Source organism: Paenibacillus sp. V4I9 (assembly GCF_030817295.1).
Lineage (GTDB): Bacteria > Bacillota > Bacilli > Paenibacillales > NBRC-103111 > Paenibacillus_E.
This window is the reverse complement of the sequence record NZ_JAUSZE010000001.1, coordinates 1,258,758-1,275,767: the sequence shown is the minus strand read 5'-3', so window position 1 is coordinate 1,275,767 and position 17,010 is coordinate 1,258,758. Positions and strand designations below refer to the sequence as shown.

Below are 17,010 nucleotides of genomic sequence, written 5' to 3'. Positions count from 1 at the left end.
TTTATGAGTAAGAGGAACGAGGATTCGCTAATTCACTGTTTTTCATCCGAACAGCCTAATTTTCTTGGAAATAGCGTCCTCTAGTTCCGTTAGCCATCGAGATACGTAGAATTTCCTAAAAATAGCGGATTCTGGTTCCGCTAGAATAGAAATACGTGCGTTTCTCCAAATATAACGGATGCTAGTTCCCCAAAATGTAGTGGACTGGACGATGCACTTCCCCTGAAAGTAATAAAGCCTCCAACCACTAAATCTGTGGTTGGAGGCTTTTCGGCTGCTACTTCGATATCGCGATATATTGAATGAGCTCCGCGGTTGGGTCTACCTGCTGGATCCGGCCTTCTACTTCTAACAGGATGAGGTGAGCGATCGTCTCCGACAGCGCGAACCTCATCTGATGTATGCTCAGCCGGTCGCCGAACGTCGCCCGGCACACCTCATAAGCGCTAAGCGGCGCGCTTAGCTGCCCCTCCATGAGCGCAAGCCGCTCATGATGATGGCGCACAAGCTCCTCTGCGCGTGCGCCAAAGCCGGACCATGGCTCCCGGTGCCCCGGGTAAGCCATCTTCACAGGCAGCCTGCCAATCTCCTGCAGGCTGCTGAGGTACGCGCCGAGCGGGTTTTCTTCCACCTGCGGGAGGAAGGAAACGTTCGGCGATATTTGCGGCAGCACATGGTCGCCGCAAAAGATCACCTCCGCCGCGGCGTCATAGAAGCACAGATGACCCGCGGCATGGCCGGGGGTATCGATGGCTTCGTACACGCGGTCCCCGAGGCGCACAGGCCCTTCACGCAGCACCGTCGTCATCAGTGGCTGCGGCGACACCAGCGAGACGAAGCTCACCATGTGCTTCGTCATCTCGATCAGCCCGGCTTCCGGGAAGCCGTGCCGGGCAAAGAGCGTCAGGAGCAGCGCCGACATCGGCTGCTCCGGGCCCCACAGGAGCTGCACCTGCGCTAGTCCGGTCTCCGAGAGGAGAACCGGCGCGCCCGTGCGCTCCTGGAACCAACCTGCCATCCCATAGTGGTCGGGATGGTGGTGGGTGAGCACGATCTGTTCCACGTGCTTGAAACCGATCCCGCGCTCCTGCAGCACCTGCTCCCAGAGCGCTTCCGCATCCGGGGTATGAAGCCCCGGATCAATCACGGTATACCCGTCGCTACCTCGAACGAGGTAAGCATTCACCCACCGCAGAGGAAAGGGCAGCGGAACTTTCACTTGCGTGATCTCATCCGTATGTTCAGTCACGATGTTCATTTCCGAGTACTCATCCTTCCTTATGCCCCACAAAAATTAACCGGCTAGATGCTTCAGCATCATAAGCCTGTCCATCATATTCACCGTATACATGATCAATATGTAAACCAGTTTTTAACAGCATAGCTTCAAACGCCGTTCGATCATACAACTTAACCTGCTCCAGATAATGCCGATCAGCCGTACCCTTTTGCGAAATCACAATCCGTTTACGCACACAACCATCTTCAATGGTTCTTGCTTCACGAATCAATAGATCTTCTTCCGTTCGCTCCGATTGAGGAACGAGATTCGACTGAACGTAAACCGGATTCAAGAAATCGATGATGAAACGGCCGCCCTCTTTTAGAAGCCGATGAATTTCATGAAGCACCTTCTCATTTTGTTCATCCTCATCAAAATAGCCAAACGAAGTAAACAAATTCACGACAGCATCGTATTGCCGGTCGAGAGGTACCTCACGCATATCTCCGCGCAGCCATGTTACTTGCTTTCCTTCATCTAGCTTAACCGCCTCATTCAAAAGCACCTCGGACAAATCCACGCCCGTTACATCGTAACCGAACTCAGCCAGCGCCATCGAGTGGCGGCCCATCCCGCAGCATAAATCAAGCACTTCGGCCCCTTGCTTCAGTCCCAACCAATCAATCATCTTCTTCACTTCATGGTAAGCACCTTGCAAATCTCTGTGTTTATAAACAATTAAATAATCATTCCCAAAACTTTCCTGATACCAAGCCATTTCTTCACACCTTCAATTTCTACGATTTATACAGGTTAGGAATATCAAATGATTGCAATTTTTGCTTCACAATACGCAAACCATCAAACACTTCTTCTTTGCTAAAATTGCCTGCTTGCAGGAGTTCTTCTTCCATATCCATTAATTTCTCGTAAAAGATTACACCTTGTTCGAGTATTACGGATCGGCCCGGATGGTCTTCCATATAGTGGAATAAAACATCCTCTACTTTGGCGTAATTGCCCTGTTTTTCATAATGCGCGAAAAGAAGCCTCTTGATCTCCTCCGGGATGATCCATCCTTGAAGACGTTCCAAGCTCTGATTCAAACGGGACTTGATCTCATCGTTCACTTCATCCATAGGTTCAACTTCGGATGAGAGCGAAAGGTGAAGCAGCAAATCAACGGATTTCAGATAAGCATGATAAGCTTCATCAGTCTGGTCATGCCGCTGAAGCAGGTCACCTTGTCCTACAAACATATCGCTAAGCACCAGTGCTTTGGCGGTATCCAAGCTGCCATGATAGGACAATAATTCAAGGATATCCTTACTCGATAATGCTTGCAAAGAGCGAATATTCAACCCCAATAGATGGCGACTTGCTTCATCCAGCTGCTGCTGGGCATCTTCTAAAGGGATGTGTTCCTTATTAAAAAGTATGCGATGCAGCACCACGGTCATTTGCTCTATCTGCCGCATAAAATAATCACGCTTGAACATCTTTTGAGCCTCCTTTGTTCAAAGAAATGCTTCATTTTAGCTTACCACGCCTCGGAAAGAAACTCAAAAGCGGATATCGCCTATTTTTAAGCATATACCGCACCATTGACAACAGCCCTTCATAAACTAATTTTGACTGTATCCCTAAACCTTGTATTTCCCAATACCCGAGCAAGGAGGGGTGACACACATCCATGGGCAGCGACCACAAAAACAAATTTCTACTTACTAACCGCGAAAGAGAAGTATTCGAACTCTTAGTACAAGACAAAACCACGAAAGATATCGCGCAGCAGCTTTTCATAAGCGAAAAGACTGTGAGAAATCACATTTCTAACGTCATGCAAAAGCTGAACGTAAAGGGTCGTTCACAAGCGGTTGTAGAACTGATCAAGCTTGGGGAATTAAAGATCTGATTCCATCAGCAGAGGGATCCATGTAAGCCTTTGAGCCTCCTTATGGAGGATTCAAGGGCTTTTATGTTTGGCAGAATAGTTAAAAGCCATATATAGCACCAAATATTGAAATTTTTGTTAACCCGACATTTCGACAACAAGTGACTTCAAGCATGTACTATGATACATATACAATTCACTCTAAGGAGGTAATTATGCTAAATGGTTGAAGCAACCAATGATCAAAAAAACATTTTTTCACTTTCAACGCTTTTGAACATAGATCCCAAAATTCTGCTTAGACTCTGTAATTATATTGAATCTAGAGGATATTTCTTTACGAAAACAGAAGAAGGTACCCTTCAATTTAATGATAGAGATATCGCTGTTATCTTAGCCCATTATTGAAGGGCTTTTTTCGTTGTGCTTCCATGTAAAAAGAATATCGTAATCTTAATAGTCCTTCTTAAGGGCCAATTAGTTTCGCAATATATAGATTGAACATTCCAATCTAATAAAACTTATAGCACGAGCTGAAGCTCGTCGACAGAGTCTGAGAAGCCGGAAATCGGCTTCTCGGCAGACTGTCTCGCACGTCCATGCAGATTAAGCTCGGAAAACGCGCTTAATCTGGAGCGCCCGAACAATTAAGCGCGAAAACCGCGCTTAGAGTGAGAGCTCTGCGAGCCGATGCCCGCCCACAGAGTCCGAGAAGCCCGAAATCGACTTCTCAGCAGATCATCCTGCGCGTCCATGCTGATTAAGCTCGGAAAACGCGCTTAATCTGTGCGCCCGAACAATTAAGCGCGAAAACCGCGCTTAGAGTGAGAGCTCTGCGAGCCGAAGCCCGCCCACAGAGTCGAGAAGCCGGAAATTGACTTCTCGGCAGACCGTCTCGCGTGCCCTTGCTGATTAAGCTCGGAAAACGAGCTTAATCAGGTGCGCCTGAATAAATAAGGGGTAAGCTTTGCTTACCCCAAACCCAAAACATTAAATTCTTATATGTTAAAAAAAGAAGCCCCATTATGATGTGGGCTTCTTTTGTGCATATTATTTGATCGTAATGGAGGTTACGAGCCTATTAACACCTTTAAGCTGTATTAGATTCCCTTCCTTAAATAAGGCCAAGTTGCCGGAAAGCGTGACACCTGAGGATACCTGATAGATCGTTGTTTGTTCCCTACCATTAATGGTTTGAGTGATGGAAATCGTTGCAAGTTCACCTTGGGCATTGAGGGTAGTTCCTTTTAACTTTCCTAAAAGCTCAAATGGTAAATTCGCATCGATCATTTTGGTCACTTCAATGTAAATGACTTTATTATCAGAGGTGCGAATATCAACTTCATCGCCTACTTTTAAATCAACAGCTCTGACCTTCACGCCATTTCGATAGACAACGACATCCGGATGAAGTGTGAATACGGTTGTAACTCCCGACTTCGTGAGTTTCAGTTCATTGTTGCTCACCAGAGAGCTTACCGTACCGTTGTTTGTAATGGGTTGAACCATTTTGGTCACTTCAATATAAATGACTTTATTTTCGGTCGTGCGAATATTGACTTCGTCTCCAACTTTCAGATCTGATGCATTGACTTTCAACCCATTGCGATAGACGATAACATCCGCGTGAAGTGTTAACTCAAATGTAACACCTGACTTCTGCAGCTTAAGCACGTTATTGCTAACAACTGCGCTAACTGTACCGCTATTTGTAATGGCTTGTGCCGTTTGTGTTACTTCAATGAAAATGACTTTATTGTCGGATGTGCGAACATTCACCTCATCGCCAACCAGCAGGGAGGAAGCATTGACTTTCACGCCATTCCGATAAATGACCACATCTGGGTGCAGGGTGTATGAAGTTGTAACTCCCGATTTCGTAAGCTTCAGCACATTGTTACTAACGGTCGCGCTAACTGTTCCGCTGCTTGAAATAGGTACAATCGATTTGGTGACTTCGATGTAGATGACCTTATTATCCGAAGTGCGAATGTTAACTTCGTCACCAACTTTTAGGTCATACGCACTCACTTTAATGCCGTTACGATAAACGACGACATCCGGATGAAGCGCTAGTGTAGAGGTAGCTCCAGATTTGGTTAGCGTCAATGTATTATTCGTAACTGCCGCACTTACGGTGCCGCTGTAGATAATCGATTGCACGGCATTGGTCACTTCGATGAATACAATTTGACCATTAAATGTGCGTACTTTCACTACGTCCACAACTTGCAAAGCAGATGCGTTTACTTTGGCCCCGTTCCGATAAATGAAAACGTCTGGATGCAGCGGATAGGTTGATGTTGTGCCTGAACTCGTGATACTAAGCGTATTGTTGGTAACAACCCTGCTTACAGTTCCATTCATCGTGTTATTCCCTTGGTCTGGCAATTGACCGCCCGTACGATCAAGCAAAGCTGCGAGCTGAGCCCGTGTTACCGGTTGATTAGGCCTAAACGTGTTGTCTTCGAAACCATCGACCAAACCTTTCTCGATGGCAACCGCTACATAACCCACAGCGCCAGCAGGAATTTGTTTCGCATCTTTAAATGGCAGCGTCGTGTTCATTTTCGCCTTCGCCTGAGCATCCAACTTCAACGCTTTAACTAAAAGTGTCGTCGCCCAAAGCCGGTCACCTTCCTTTTGAGGCTGAACCATGTCGTCATTTTCCGAAAACAAATCATTTTCTAATGCTACAGCTACATAACCGACAGCCCAAGAAGGAACTTTATCCGCATCTTTAAAATTCAGATGAGTGCTCATTTCTGCTGATGATTCTGCTTGGCTGCGAAGTCCCATCAGACGAACGGCAGCCGTAATCGCTTCAATGCGGGAAACCGTATTATGAGGTTTAAAGGTACCATCCTCGTACCCTTCAAACACACGCTTCGATGCTAAGCTCGCGATATAGCGTATTGCCCATTCTGCCGTTTGCAAATCGTCAAAGGTAAGATGAATCTCAACCTTACTGTCATCTTTTTTATTTCCATTGTCTTTGGCTAGAACGGCTGTGCCGCTTCCCATGATCATAATGAAAGCAAGACCTGTCGCGATTATTTTTTTGAACGTCACGCTTTTACACACTCTCCTTTTTCACTTGAATTCTATATGTATCAGAAGAATTCGTTTGAATGGTTATTTTTAGGAGGGTGTACTTTTATTTTCCAACATTTTTTCTTTATCAAAAGAAACAGGATAAAGAAGCCCCCCCCGAGAAAAGAAGTGCTTAGGCATTATTTTTTTATTATCTTACTTAGATCATTGTTAATCTGATTGAAAATAAGGCGGTGAATATGAGCATCATCGTCAATCGTAACATGTGAAGCACGAAGGCGAACTCGGCCTTGACCTAAACAATTCACCGTTCTTATTGTCCCACCAGCAGTTCGCAGAAACTCTACAGGTTTACGTACCGCTCCCGGGACGTCTTGAAAACCACAGGAAATCCCATTTACTAGAGGCGTGCACGGTCTAGTCTTATCAAGACACATGCTAGGGATACTGATGCCATTATCTTGAAACCAATTCGTAATTACGCTCCCTCGGGGCACATCCCTAGGTTTCATCAAAGTATTACTAATACCAAATACAGGATCAACGAGTCCTATAAAATTTGGAGTTTTATTTGTTACTTTCGATAATCTACAAGCGGCCCAACCACCAAAGGAATGACCAATGATAGCCAAATAGCTTGGGTTCGAATTTCTTCTATTGATTTCCCAAATCAGATCGTTAACCAAAGGAAAAAACAGAGGATCATTACTATGATTGATATTCCAACTTCTATGAAATATGTTATCAGGATTAACTCCATAAGCTGATCTAAGCCTGTTTCTCAATGTATCCCGTAATCTGGTCATACCATTTTTAGTACCACCACGAAAACCACTAATGCAGACGATAATTACATCATTATTAGGGACTGGGAATTTCCTTGCAGCAGCGACTCGTGGATTTAGTAACGGCTTCCTTACACCCATGCGCCTTCGTCTAGCGATTAATTTTTTCAAAGAGCTTGCACCCCCCTTAATAATTGGATGCTGTATAATATGGGACATCCAAAAAGGGGGAACGGGGTACATGCGGAAAATACGTATGAAAAACAGAGGTCCATTGCTATTCATAACTGTCATATTCTGTATCGCTGGCGGTGACCCTCACAATATGCTATGTTGGAAGAAATTGTGAGCAAGGGAGCGAAGGTAATGACGGAAATAGCGCTGGATCTATCTCATTTTCATCCCATTCTGAGGGCTTGGTTTGCTTCTCGTTTCGGTGAACCTACGGATGTTCAGAAGCAGGCGTGGAAACAAATACGTTCTGGCACACACACTCTCATCTCTTCCCCGACAGGCTCAGGTAAAACACTGGCAGCTTTACTGCCTTGTTTGGACGGAGTTCTTAAAAAGAAGCAAGAACTTGAGGAAATTTACTCAGCAGGTGTTCGCGTGCTTGTCGTGACACCACTCAAAGCGCTGAATAACGATATTCATGATCATTTGATTCATTTTATGGCAGAAATAGAGGAGACAGCTTCCTCATTCGAAAAGGAAAACGCCTGGAGGGGACTCACGATTGGGGTTCGTACCGGCGATACCAAACAAAGCACTCGGGCATCGATGCTGAAGCACCCGCCAGATCTGCTGGTGACCACACCAGAATCGTTGTATTTGCTGCTTACTTCCCCGCGTGCGAGAGAAATGCTAAAGAGCGTGGAACAGATCGTCGTCGACGAAATCCACGATCTGGCAGCGGACAAGCGCGGTATGCACTTGTCGCTCACGCTGGAACGGCTGAACGCGTGGTGCGGCCGATCTGTCCAGCGGATCGGCGTGTCAGCCACGCAAAAGCCTATCGAGCGGGTCGCTCGGTATCTTGGCGGCTGGGAAGCTGAACAGCCGCGGCATGTAGCTATTATCGAGAGCAAAGCCGAGAAACAGTACGCACTTCAGGTGACGATGCCGGAACCTGCGCGTGCTGGGGCTGATCAAGAGGCGATATGGACGCCTCTTGTCGAGCGCCTGCTGCAGCTCATGGAAGGATGCAGCACAGTGCTTATCTTCGCAAATAGCCGCAGGCTTTGCGAACGCTTGACCTTGCGACTCAATGACCATGTCGGTCATGAGATCGCGAGTAGCCACCACGGCAGCGTTGCCCGCGAGAAGCGGCTCGAGGTCGAGCGCTTACTCAAGGCCGGCGAGCTTCGCTGCCTGGTTGCCACGTCGTCGCTGGAGCTCGGCATCGACGTCGGCCATGTCGATCTGGTGATCCAGATCGACTCGCCTTTCACCGCTGCCGCAGGCATCCAGCGGATCGGCCGGGCCGGCCACGCCGTCGGCAGCGTCAGCCGCGGCGTGCTGCTAGCGCGTAGCCGCAGTCTGCTGCCGGAGCTGGCCGTGCTCAGCCGGCGGATCGCGGCGCGCGACATCGAGGCCATCCGCATCCCGCGGGGCAGCCTGGATGTTCTCGCACAGCAGCTCGTCGCCATGGCAGCCATGGGCGACGAGCTGGATGTGCCGCGCCTAGAGCGCCTGCTCGCGCAGAGCGACTCCTTCCGCGAGATGCCGCGCGAGCGCTGGCTCGCAATGCTCGAGGTGCTCGCAGGGCTATACCCCTTCGTGCGTCCGCTCATCGCATGGGATCGTGAAACCGGCCGCTTAGAACGGTTGGCGGCCACACAGATGGCCGCGCTCACTGGCGCGGGCACAATCCCTCAGAGCACGGCATATCCCGTGCATCATAACGAAACCGGACTTCACCTTGGTGAGCTGGATGAAGAGTTCATCCACGAATCGTCCGTCGGCGACGTGTTTCAATTGGGCACGGCTTCTTGGCGCATCGTCCGCAAGCGTCCAGAGCGCATTTATGTCCAGGAAGCCGACAACCGTTACAGCGAAGTCCCCTTCTGGCGTGGGGAAACCGGCGGAAAGTCGTTTGAGCTCGGCGTTCAAACGGGTCAATTATGGCGAGAGCTGCGCGATCGTTTGCAGCCATTTCCTCACACTCAAGCTGATCTTGACGTCCAAGACTGGCTCATGGATCATTTTCACTTTGATTCGGAGGCTAGCCAAGCTCTCATCGGTATCGTTCGCAATCAAATCGCTGTAAATACAGTCCCAACAGATACAACGGTTGTCATAGAAACCTTTGCCGATGAAAACAATCAAACACACTATATTTTGCACAGCCTATTCGGTCGCAAACTGAACCGTACTTGGTTAATGGCCATTGATCGGCACCTTAAACAAAAAGGGCTAACCGCTATCTATACCAATGCGAAAGACAATGGCATCGAGCTCATTTTCCCCAGCTTCCAGGAATCGATTTTGCATGCCATCATGTCCATCTCTTCTATAGAAGCAGAACAGTTCATCATTGAAGCTGTAGCCGAATCCGGTATGTTTGGTGCTGCTTTCCAACGTCTGGCAGAAACATCCTTGCTTCTTTCCCGCAGCTTCACACGTATCCCCGCTTGGATTAAGCGACTGCGTGGACAAGAACTCATGAAGGAAGCTCTTCCATTTAAAGAACGCTTTCCTTTGTTTCAGGAAGCTATGCGAGAATGCCTGGAGGAGCATGTCGATATCCAGCATCTTCAGCGCATTTTAGAAGCTATTCATACAGGAAATATCCAATTTGCCGTTCATCGCAACCATTTCCCATCGCCGCTCGCTGCGCAATTCAAGTTCGACTACGTGTCGCAGAAATTATATGAATCCGATGCGTTAACGCAGGATTTACAGGTTGAATTACTTGGCTTTAGCCGTCAAATGGCAGCCGATATTTTCGGATCTGAGGCAATCCGCAGCGCCGTTAGTCCTCAAGTCATCGAGGCAGAGAAACATAAACTCGCCCTGACGGATGAACCGCTAGCCTCTGCACAAGAGTTGTTTCGTTATTTGAAAGAACGTGGTGATTCCTCTTTGGCTGAACTCGTCAAGGCTAGTTCAGCCTCCCCTACAATCGTTACAGCATGGATCAATGATCTCCTTGGGCAAGGCAAGACAGCAACAGCCTTCTTTACGAAAGAGACCCGATATATCTGCAGTGATGAATTAGAGTTCTATTCTTCACTCTCGGATTCTATGGTTGCCAAATCGTTTGTATTTCAAAGATTTGCTGACGGGAAGCTCTCTTTCACAACAGAAGAGTTGGCAGCCCGCTTTGAGGTGGAACCTGCAATTGCAACCGTTTGGGTTCAAAGCGCTGTTCAATCCAATACGTTAACTATCGCACCTTTTGCCGATCCAGAAATCGAAGAGCTGTGGACGAGCAGTAAGGTAGCTTCCCGATTAATTCGTCTGTCCCTTCAGTCCTATCGACGTAGTGGCGAGGCCGTATCCCCTTTCACTTATATGACGCATATGCCGCTTAGGCGCAAACTCGCAGATAGAACTGACGATCCTGGAATGGAACATCTTCGCGAAATTATTGAAGATTTGCAAGGCTTCTTCCTGCCCGTCTCACTTTGGGAGTCTGTCTTATTTCCGACGCGTCAGCTATCGTACCGCAAACAGGACCTAGACACCCTATGCTCCTCAGGTCAAATCGTCTGGATAGGCCGCAAAGAGCCCGACGAAAAAGAAGGCCGCATTGCCTTCTTTCTGGCAGAAAGCAGTTCGCTATATGAGCCCTGCCTCGCTGTAGCCAACCAAAGACCAGCCTCACACCCTGAGCTCCTTAGCCTTTTGCAGGAAAAAGGGGCCATCTTTCTGAGCAAGCTGGGTATTGAAACAGGGCGAGCTCCATCTTCCTTGTTAGAGGAGCTGCTGCATTTAGTGTGGGATGGACAGGCCGCCAACGACCAATTCGCTCCGCTTCGACTACATGCCGCAGGAGCTTCTAAGAAACCGGATAAGTTCCAGTCAGGCCTTGGTCGTTGGTATCCTCTCGATTCGCTGCTTAGCCCTGCCTTCGATAGGCAATCGTCCGCCATGCAGTGGACGCATCATCTGCTCGAGCGTTTTGGCATCATCACCAAAGATCTCGTCTCTGCTCTGTGTCCGTTTCCATGGGAAGCCATTCAGACAGCGCTCCGTCAGTTGGAAGAGTGGGGTCTTGTTGTCCGCGGGCTATTCATTACCGATTTACATGCTCTGCAGTTCGCATCCAAAGAATTCATCACTCTCTTGTACCAACAAACAGGTAACGCTTCTGCGAGTCAACATAAATTCACGCTATTAAGTGCTGTTGATCCGGCGAATCCCTTTGGACTGATTGTCCCATGGCCAGAGGTTTCAAACATTTCATTTTCACGCAAAAGCGGCAATTACTTAGCCCTCAAAGGCAGTGAATGGTTGTATTGGATCGAGAATAATGGCAAGCGGATTTATCATATTGCACCAACAACGAACCAAAACGACGATCAGATGACCATCGTCCACGAGTTAAAAAGTATGTTTCGCCAGTTCCTTAAACAACATCAACTACGTAAAATCGTCATCGAAACCTGGAACGGTGTACGCATCTCAGAAGCGCCCGAACAGGAATATTTAAAACTTCTAGGCGCAGAAAAAGACCGCACCAGCTTAGTTCTTTGGCCAAGCCAACTAAGCTGAGTGCGGCCTACTCTTACCTTCTGCTTTAACTGCGGTTGAAGAATTCTCGATTGACCATTCACATGGTATATTATAAGAAGAAACCTTATATCGATGAAGGGTTACAGCTGCAAATTATCCATTTCCATACAGGTTTAAAAGAAGAAATCAGGGGGAATTAAACGTGTTCAGAAGTAAGCGCTTCCGAGACAATTGGATTTTAATTCTGATCATCTCCAGTATTCCCGGACTTATCTTCGGCGGCGTGATTTATTGGCTTGCCGGCGAGCGTCTTGAGAACGAGCTGCTTCAGATGCACAATAAGCAGATTCAACTAAGAGCAGCCAATATTGACGAGCAGTTCTCTTACTTGGAGACGTCGGTTATGCATTGGGCATTCGATGCAAATTTCGGTTACTCATTGTCGAACATAAGCTTATCGCGCGATTTCGAGATTGCTCGCAACATCACACAAACGTTAAGCATTATGCAGGGTTCCAATCCACTGGCTAAGAAAGTTGAGCTGTTCTTGGAAGGGCCAGCCCCTGTGAGGTTCCATCCACAATACGAGGCATTAACGAATGCTGTGCAGATCGACGGATACAGGCAATTGCTCGCGCATGATAAGAAAGTGTTTTGGTCGCAGCATACGTCTGAGTCCGATTCTCCCAGTGATAATTCATTATCTTTAATGATAAAAATACCTGAAGCCGATGAGAACCCTTTTGGCATCATTGCCGTTCGGATTGACACGACGAAGGTCGCCAAACTGCTGCAAACGTTGGCCCCTTACGGCGACGGGGGTACGTTCCTGTTGGAGGAAAATGGGGATCTACTGCTGTCTAGCTCAGGGAAAAAGCCAGCGTCGCAGCTTGATGAAGCTATTACGAGAGAGGTTCTTGCCAGCAAGACCAGATCAGGCTCATTCCTATTCGATTGGAACCAAACGACATACACCGTATCCTTCGGCACGATGTCTCGCATCGATACCGAATGGACATACGTCTCTGCATCGCCGATCAGCGCGATTACAAGGCCGGTCGTTTTTATTTCTCAATTGATCTTGACGTTAAGCATTGGGATGCTGCTGCTCGCGTTCGTGTTATCTTGGCTGGCTTCACGGCGTATCTATTCACCTATCGCCCAGTTAGTCAGCTTGCTGACGGGAAATACGGCTTTATCGGCATTGGGGAAAGAACAAAATGATGATTTTAAGATTATTGAGAAAGAATGGCTGCATCTGACTAGAGAAAGCATGACGCTTCAGAATAAGTTGGAGCAGCAGCTTCCTCACCTCAAGGAGGGCTTCTTGCTTCAACTTGTCCAAGGGTATCTCTATTCCTACTCTGAGCAAGCTCTTCTTGAGAGGATGCGCAATTTCGGCTGGTCGGTGGATAATCGGCAATACGCCGTGTTGTACATCCAATTAAGCGGATTTGAAAACTTGGAAGGACGCTTCTCGTCTGGCGATGAAGGACTCGTCACTTTCGTTGCTGCCAATATTACAATGGAGCTCGCATCGAGCCATTTCGAGCAATCAGAAGTGATGAATTTCCACGATTTGTCTGTCGGTCTCCTCATTATCGTTCCGGAAGAAACCGAACAGAAGGAAGCGATCAGAGCCTTTAGTCAAGAACTGACTCATGGGATTCATCACGTGCTCAACATGTACGTATCAGTCACGATAGGCAGTCTCGCTTTGTCCGTCGTTCATGTGCCCTCCCGCTTCGAAGAAGCGATGCAGGCGTCAAGCTTGCGCCGTTTCGAAAGCCGGAACCAAATTATCGATCTGGAATCTCTGGATGAGTATGATAAAGAGAACCACGAGATTCATTATCCATTTGCACTCGAAAGAGAGATCATTCAAGCGATTCGAACCGGGCAGATTGAAGAAGCAAAGCAGCTCATTCAGGCTTTCTTGGAAGAACTGCTTGAACGCGGAGCCAAGGTGATCGACATTCAGCAAGGAATGCTCCAATTGCTCGGCAGCATCCTGCATGCCATTCGGCTTACAGGTATGGATCCGAATCGCATTTTCAAATCGGCAAATTTGTACGAGCAATTGATGCAGTTCGGAGAGCCGCAGAAAATGATTGCTTGGTTCCACGACAAAGTAGTAGGCCCCTTCATGCAAGAACTGGAGTCACGTTCCGACGTGGAAGTGAAAAGGACTGTGGAAACTGCGATGATTTATCTGCAGAACAATTACATGAAAGAAATATCTCTGGACAGCTGCGCCGACTACGCAGGCACGAATACGGTTGCGTTAAGCAAATCGTTCAAGCAGGTCAGCGGTAAAAATTTTATTGACTATTTAACCGAGCTGCGCATTGAAAAGGCGAAGGAGCTTTTGCGTGATACGGATATGAAAATCAACGATATCGCCGAAAAGGCTGGATATCAGCCCAGCTATTTTAACCGGATCTTTAAGAAACAAGAAGGCATAACGCCAAGCCAATATCGGGAATTAAACCGGAATTAATAGCCCCATGCCCCAAACCGCCAGTAATGGCGGTTTGGTTTTTTTGCAGTTGCAAAAAAGTCCTATTCCCTGAAAAAAGTGAATTCTCCCCTCATAATATAGAATTTAAAAGTGTGGTTGAAGGAAATTCCCATAGATACTAATCTTGAACCAAGACCTAAACAATTCGGAGAGGGGTAAAGAAAACATGGGAGAGAAAAAGCAACTCCGCGTGCATTGGTTGGAGGAAGAACTTCCAAACTCTTGCGGTGTTACATGGGGAGTACCTTGGTACATAGGTGAATTGAATCGGTCGCAAGCTGGCACTTTCACCCTTATTGATCCGTCAGGAAACCCGCTCGCGCTTCAAAGCTGGCCAACCGCTTATTGGCCTGACGGCAGCGTGAAATGGACAGCGCACGCCACATCGTTCGATAAGCCTGAAAGTGAAGGCTATATACTACAAGCCGCCGATGAACAGTCTCTAGCGATCCACGCGAAATCCCCTATGAAGGTTACTCAATCGGCTGATGAAGTGACCGTCGATACCGGAGTCATCCGGTGTATCGTCGGAAAACAAGGAAAGTCATTCATCCGCGCTCTATATCACGGGGAGAAGCTGATCAGCTCGGATGGTTCACTCGTCTGTATTCGCGAAGAACGACGAACGACATCGAGAGGGCGTCTTTACCAGGAAGAATCGTTTTGTGGCGAGGTTACATCCGTAACGATCGAACAGGATGGCCCCTCACGGGTCGTACTCATGGTGGAGGGCGAGCATATCTCCAAGGAGGCCGATCGTTCTTGGCTCCCCTTCCGGCTGCGTCTGTATTTCTATGCAAGCCAAGCATCGATTCGGATTGTCCACACCTCATTGTTCAATGGAGATCCACAGGAGGACTTCGTGAAAGGGCTTGGCATCTCTTTTGCTTTGCCGCTGAAAGCCCCCCTTTATAACAGGTACGTTCGTTTTGCGGGCGATACTGGCTTTTTCAGTGAATCGCCCCGGCATTTGTCGACATGGCGGACGAAGGGCATCTACATGGACATGTTCTGGCGTCAGCAAGCTGGAGAAGCGATTACATTTGATCATGAGAAAGATGCGAAATTCAAAGCGCTGCTTGATGATTCCGCTGCCTGGGACAGCTTTAAGTTGACGCAGCTTTCCGCCGACTCCTATTCTGTCGTCAAGCAAACATATGAGGAATGCAGCCCCGTAAAGGCCGTCAGCGGTAACCGTGCGAAAGGGCTCGTATATGCCGGAGACACTCACGGCGGGCTTGCAGCAGGGCTGCGCAATTTTTGGCAGAAGCATCCATCGTCTTTGGAAGTAACCGGTATGACGAAAAATGAAGCCAAGCTCACACTCTGGTTCTGGTCGCCGGACGCGGCAGCTATGGATATGCGTCATTACGATACGACAACATACGTGGAATCCGCCTATGAGGGATCGGAAGAGCTGCGCAGTACACCATACGGAATCGGAAATACGAACGAGCTTATGCTGTGGTGCTGCGATGGGACACCCCCTGCTGCCGACCTTGCAAACATGGTTAGCCATGTTCAAACCCCGCCGCAGCTCTTATGTGAGCCTGCACGTTATCATGATACGAACGTATTCGGTATCTGGAGCTTGCCTGACCGCAGCACGCCTGCTAAAGTTTGGATCGAAGATCAACTCGACGCCTGTTTGAGCTTCTACAAGCAAGAGGTTGAGGAGCGGCGGTGGTACGGTTTCTGGGATTATGGAGATTTCATGCATACGTACGATGCCGTACGTCATGAATGGAGGTACGACGTAGGCGGGTTTGCCTGGCAGAACACCGAGCTTGTGCCGAACATCTGGCTTTGGCTCTCGTTCTTGCGGTCGGGGCGTGCAGATTTGTTCCGTATGGCGGAGGCCATGACGCGTCATACGAGTGAAGTGGATGTCTATCATTCCGGAGAATATGCCGGGCTCGGGTCTAGGCATAATGTTGTGCACTGGGGTTGCGGATGCAAGGAAGCTCGCATCGCAATGGCGGGTTTGCACCGTTACTATTACTTCTTGACTGCAGATGAACGTATTGGAGATATTTTGGCGGAAGTGGCCGATGCTGATTTCGCCACTGTCGGAATCGATCCGATGAGAGCCTATTTCCCTAAGGACGAGCATCCTACCCACGTGAGGAGCGGTCCGGACTGGGCAGCCTTCAGCTCGAATTGGATGTCGCAATGGGAACGCTTTGAGAATTCGAAATACCGAGATAAGATCCTGCAAGGGATTAAGAATTTGAAGGCTGCACCGTTCCGGCTCTTATCAGGCACGACATTCGGATACGATCCGAACACTGGGATTCTTACCCATATCGGCGACGGTAACTACGGATATCATATGGTCATTTCCTTCGGCGCGCCGCAAGTGTGGATAGAGCTTTCACAACTGCTTTCCGATCCTGAATGGGATGACATGCTCGTAGAGTTTGGGGAATTTTATTACCTAGAACCTGAGGAAAAGTTAACCCGAACGAATGGGGTCATCGATCATAATAAATTCAGCTGGCCGATGTTTGCGGCATCGATGGCGGCTTACGCAGCCAACCGACGCAGTAATGCTGCTCTGGCTGCGATAACATGGCGGATCATGCTGGAGAATCGTCTGCCGGGGGGCAGCGAGGACGCGACGCGAACCTATCGAGTGCCAGAGCACGCATATGTCCGACCTATTCAAGAGCTGCCGAGCATCACAACAAATGTAACGTCGCAATGGTCCTTGAATGCGATCATGTGCCTGGAGCTAATTGGGAACGAGCTGCCGACGGAGCTGAATGCTGAATATCTGAGCGCTTCCTATGCCGCGAATCAGAAAAAATAATCGATGCAGTCTAAGATTTCAAATTTCAATGTTCGAGGAGGA

The 17,010-nt window shown here is 48.3% G+C and carries 10 protein-coding genes; 5 read left to right on the top strand and 5 right to left on the bottom strand.

The window, feature by feature from the left end; translation table 11 throughout:
• Positions 1 to 277: 277 nt before the first annotated feature.
• From QFZ81_RS06185 to QFZ81_RS06175, 3 genes are read right to left on the bottom strand one after another with little or no spacing between them, the layout of a single operon-like run.
• Positions 278 to 1,258 carry an MBL fold metallo-hydrolase gene (locus tag QFZ81_RS06185; protein ID WP_307446778.1) on the bottom strand — a complete coding sequence of 327 codons (981 nt, stop codon included), beginning with the start codon at positions 1,256 to 1,258 and terminating at the stop codon, positions 278 to 280.
• Between the two features lie 10 nt (positions 1,259 to 1,268).
• The gene (locus QFZ81_RS06180; protein ID WP_307446781.1) at positions 1,269 to 2,000 is read right to left on the bottom strand and encodes a class I SAM-dependent methyltransferase; all 732 of its coding nucleotides are present in this window, start codon (positions 1,998 to 2,000) and stop codon (positions 1,269 to 1,271) included.
• A 19-nt stretch (positions 2,001 to 2,019) separates the two neighbouring features.
• Positions 2,020 to 2,721, bottom strand: a complete 702-nt coding sequence (locus tag QFZ81_RS06175; protein ID WP_307446783.1) for a DUF6483 family protein — start codon at positions 2,719 to 2,721, stop codon at positions 2,020 to 2,022.
• A 194-nt stretch (positions 2,722 to 2,915) separates the two neighbouring features.
• Between QFZ81_RS06175 and QFZ81_RS06170 the strand changes: the two genes are divergently transcribed.
• The gene (locus QFZ81_RS06170) at positions 2,916 to 3,137 is read left to right on the top strand and encodes a helix-turn-helix domain-containing protein (protein ID WP_028556998.1); all 222 of its coding nucleotides are present in this window, start codon (positions 2,916 to 2,918) and stop codon (positions 3,135 to 3,137) included.
• Between the two features lie 201 nt (positions 3,138 to 3,338).
• Positions 3,339 to 3,524 (top strand): hypothetical protein, encoded by a 186-nt coding sequence (locus QFZ81_RS06165; RefSeq protein WP_307446793.1) that lies wholly within the window; start codon positions 3,339 to 3,341, stop codon positions 3,522 to 3,524.
• 642 nt (positions 3,525 to 4,166) lie between these two features.
• On the opposite strand, the gene QFZ81_RS06160 is transcribed toward QFZ81_RS06165, so the two are convergent.
• Positions 4,167 to 6,188: an S-layer homology domain-containing protein gene (locus QFZ81_RS06160; protein ID WP_307601946.1), complete on the bottom strand. Its 2,022-nt coding sequence runs from the start codon at positions 6,186 to 6,188 to the stop codon at positions 4,167 to 4,169.
• Between the two features lie 161 nt (positions 6,189 to 6,349).
• Positions 6,350 to 7,126, bottom strand: coding sequence for a hypothetical protein (locus QFZ81_RS06155; RefSeq protein WP_307446801.1), 777 nt, complete (start codon positions 7,124 to 7,126; stop codon positions 6,350 to 6,352).
• A 174-nt stretch (positions 7,127 to 7,300) separates the two neighbouring features.
• On the opposite strand from QFZ81_RS06155, the gene QFZ81_RS06150 reads away from it, so the two are divergent.
• From QFZ81_RS06150 to QFZ81_RS06140, 3 genes are all read left to right on the top strand, one after another.
• Positions 7,301 to 11,674: a DEAD/DEAH box helicase gene (locus QFZ81_RS06150; RefSeq protein ID WP_307601944.1), complete on the top strand. Its 4,374-nt coding sequence runs from the start codon at positions 7,301 to 7,303 to the stop codon at positions 11,672 to 11,674.
• A 163-nt stretch (positions 11,675 to 11,837) separates the two neighbouring features.
• Positions 11,838 to 14,135, top strand: coding sequence for a helix-turn-helix domain-containing protein (locus QFZ81_RS06145; RefSeq protein ID WP_307601941.1), 2,298 nt, complete (start codon positions 11,838 to 11,840; stop codon positions 14,133 to 14,135).
• Positions 14,136 to 14,322: 187 nt separating this feature from the next.
• Positions 14,323 to 16,968, top strand: a complete 2,646-nt coding sequence (locus QFZ81_RS06140) for an exo-rhamnogalacturonan lyase family protein (RefSeq protein ID WP_307601940.1) — start codon at positions 14,323 to 14,325, stop codon at positions 16,966 to 16,968.
• Positions 16,969 to 17,010 lie beyond the last annotated feature (42 nt).

What these genes read in the sequence shown, in the direction of transcription:
- QFZ81_RS06185 (WP_307446778.1), bottom strand. Translation starts at nt 1,258, where the DNA reads ATGAACATCGTGACTGAACATACGGATGAGATCACGCAAGTGAAAGTT.
- QFZ81_RS06180 (WP_307446781.1), bottom strand. Translation starts at nt 2,000, where the DNA reads ATGGCTTGGTATCAGGAAAGTTTTGGGAATGATTATTTAATTGTTTAT.
- QFZ81_RS06175 (WP_307446783.1), bottom strand. Translation starts at nt 2,721, where the DNA reads ATGTTCAAGCGTGATTATTTTATGCGGCAGATAGAGCAAATGACCGTG.
- QFZ81_RS06170 (WP_028556998.1), top strand. Translation starts at nt 2,916, where the DNA reads ATGGGCAGCGACCACAAAAACAAATTTCTACTTACTAACCGCGAAAGA.
- QFZ81_RS06165 (WP_307446793.1), top strand. Translation starts at nt 3,339, where the DNA reads ATGGTTGAAGCAACCAATGATCAAAAAAACATTTTTTCACTTTCAACG.
- QFZ81_RS06140 (WP_307601940.1), top strand. Translation starts at nt 14,323, where the DNA reads ATGGGAGAGAAAAAGCAACTCCGCGTGCATTGGTTGGAGGAAGAACTT.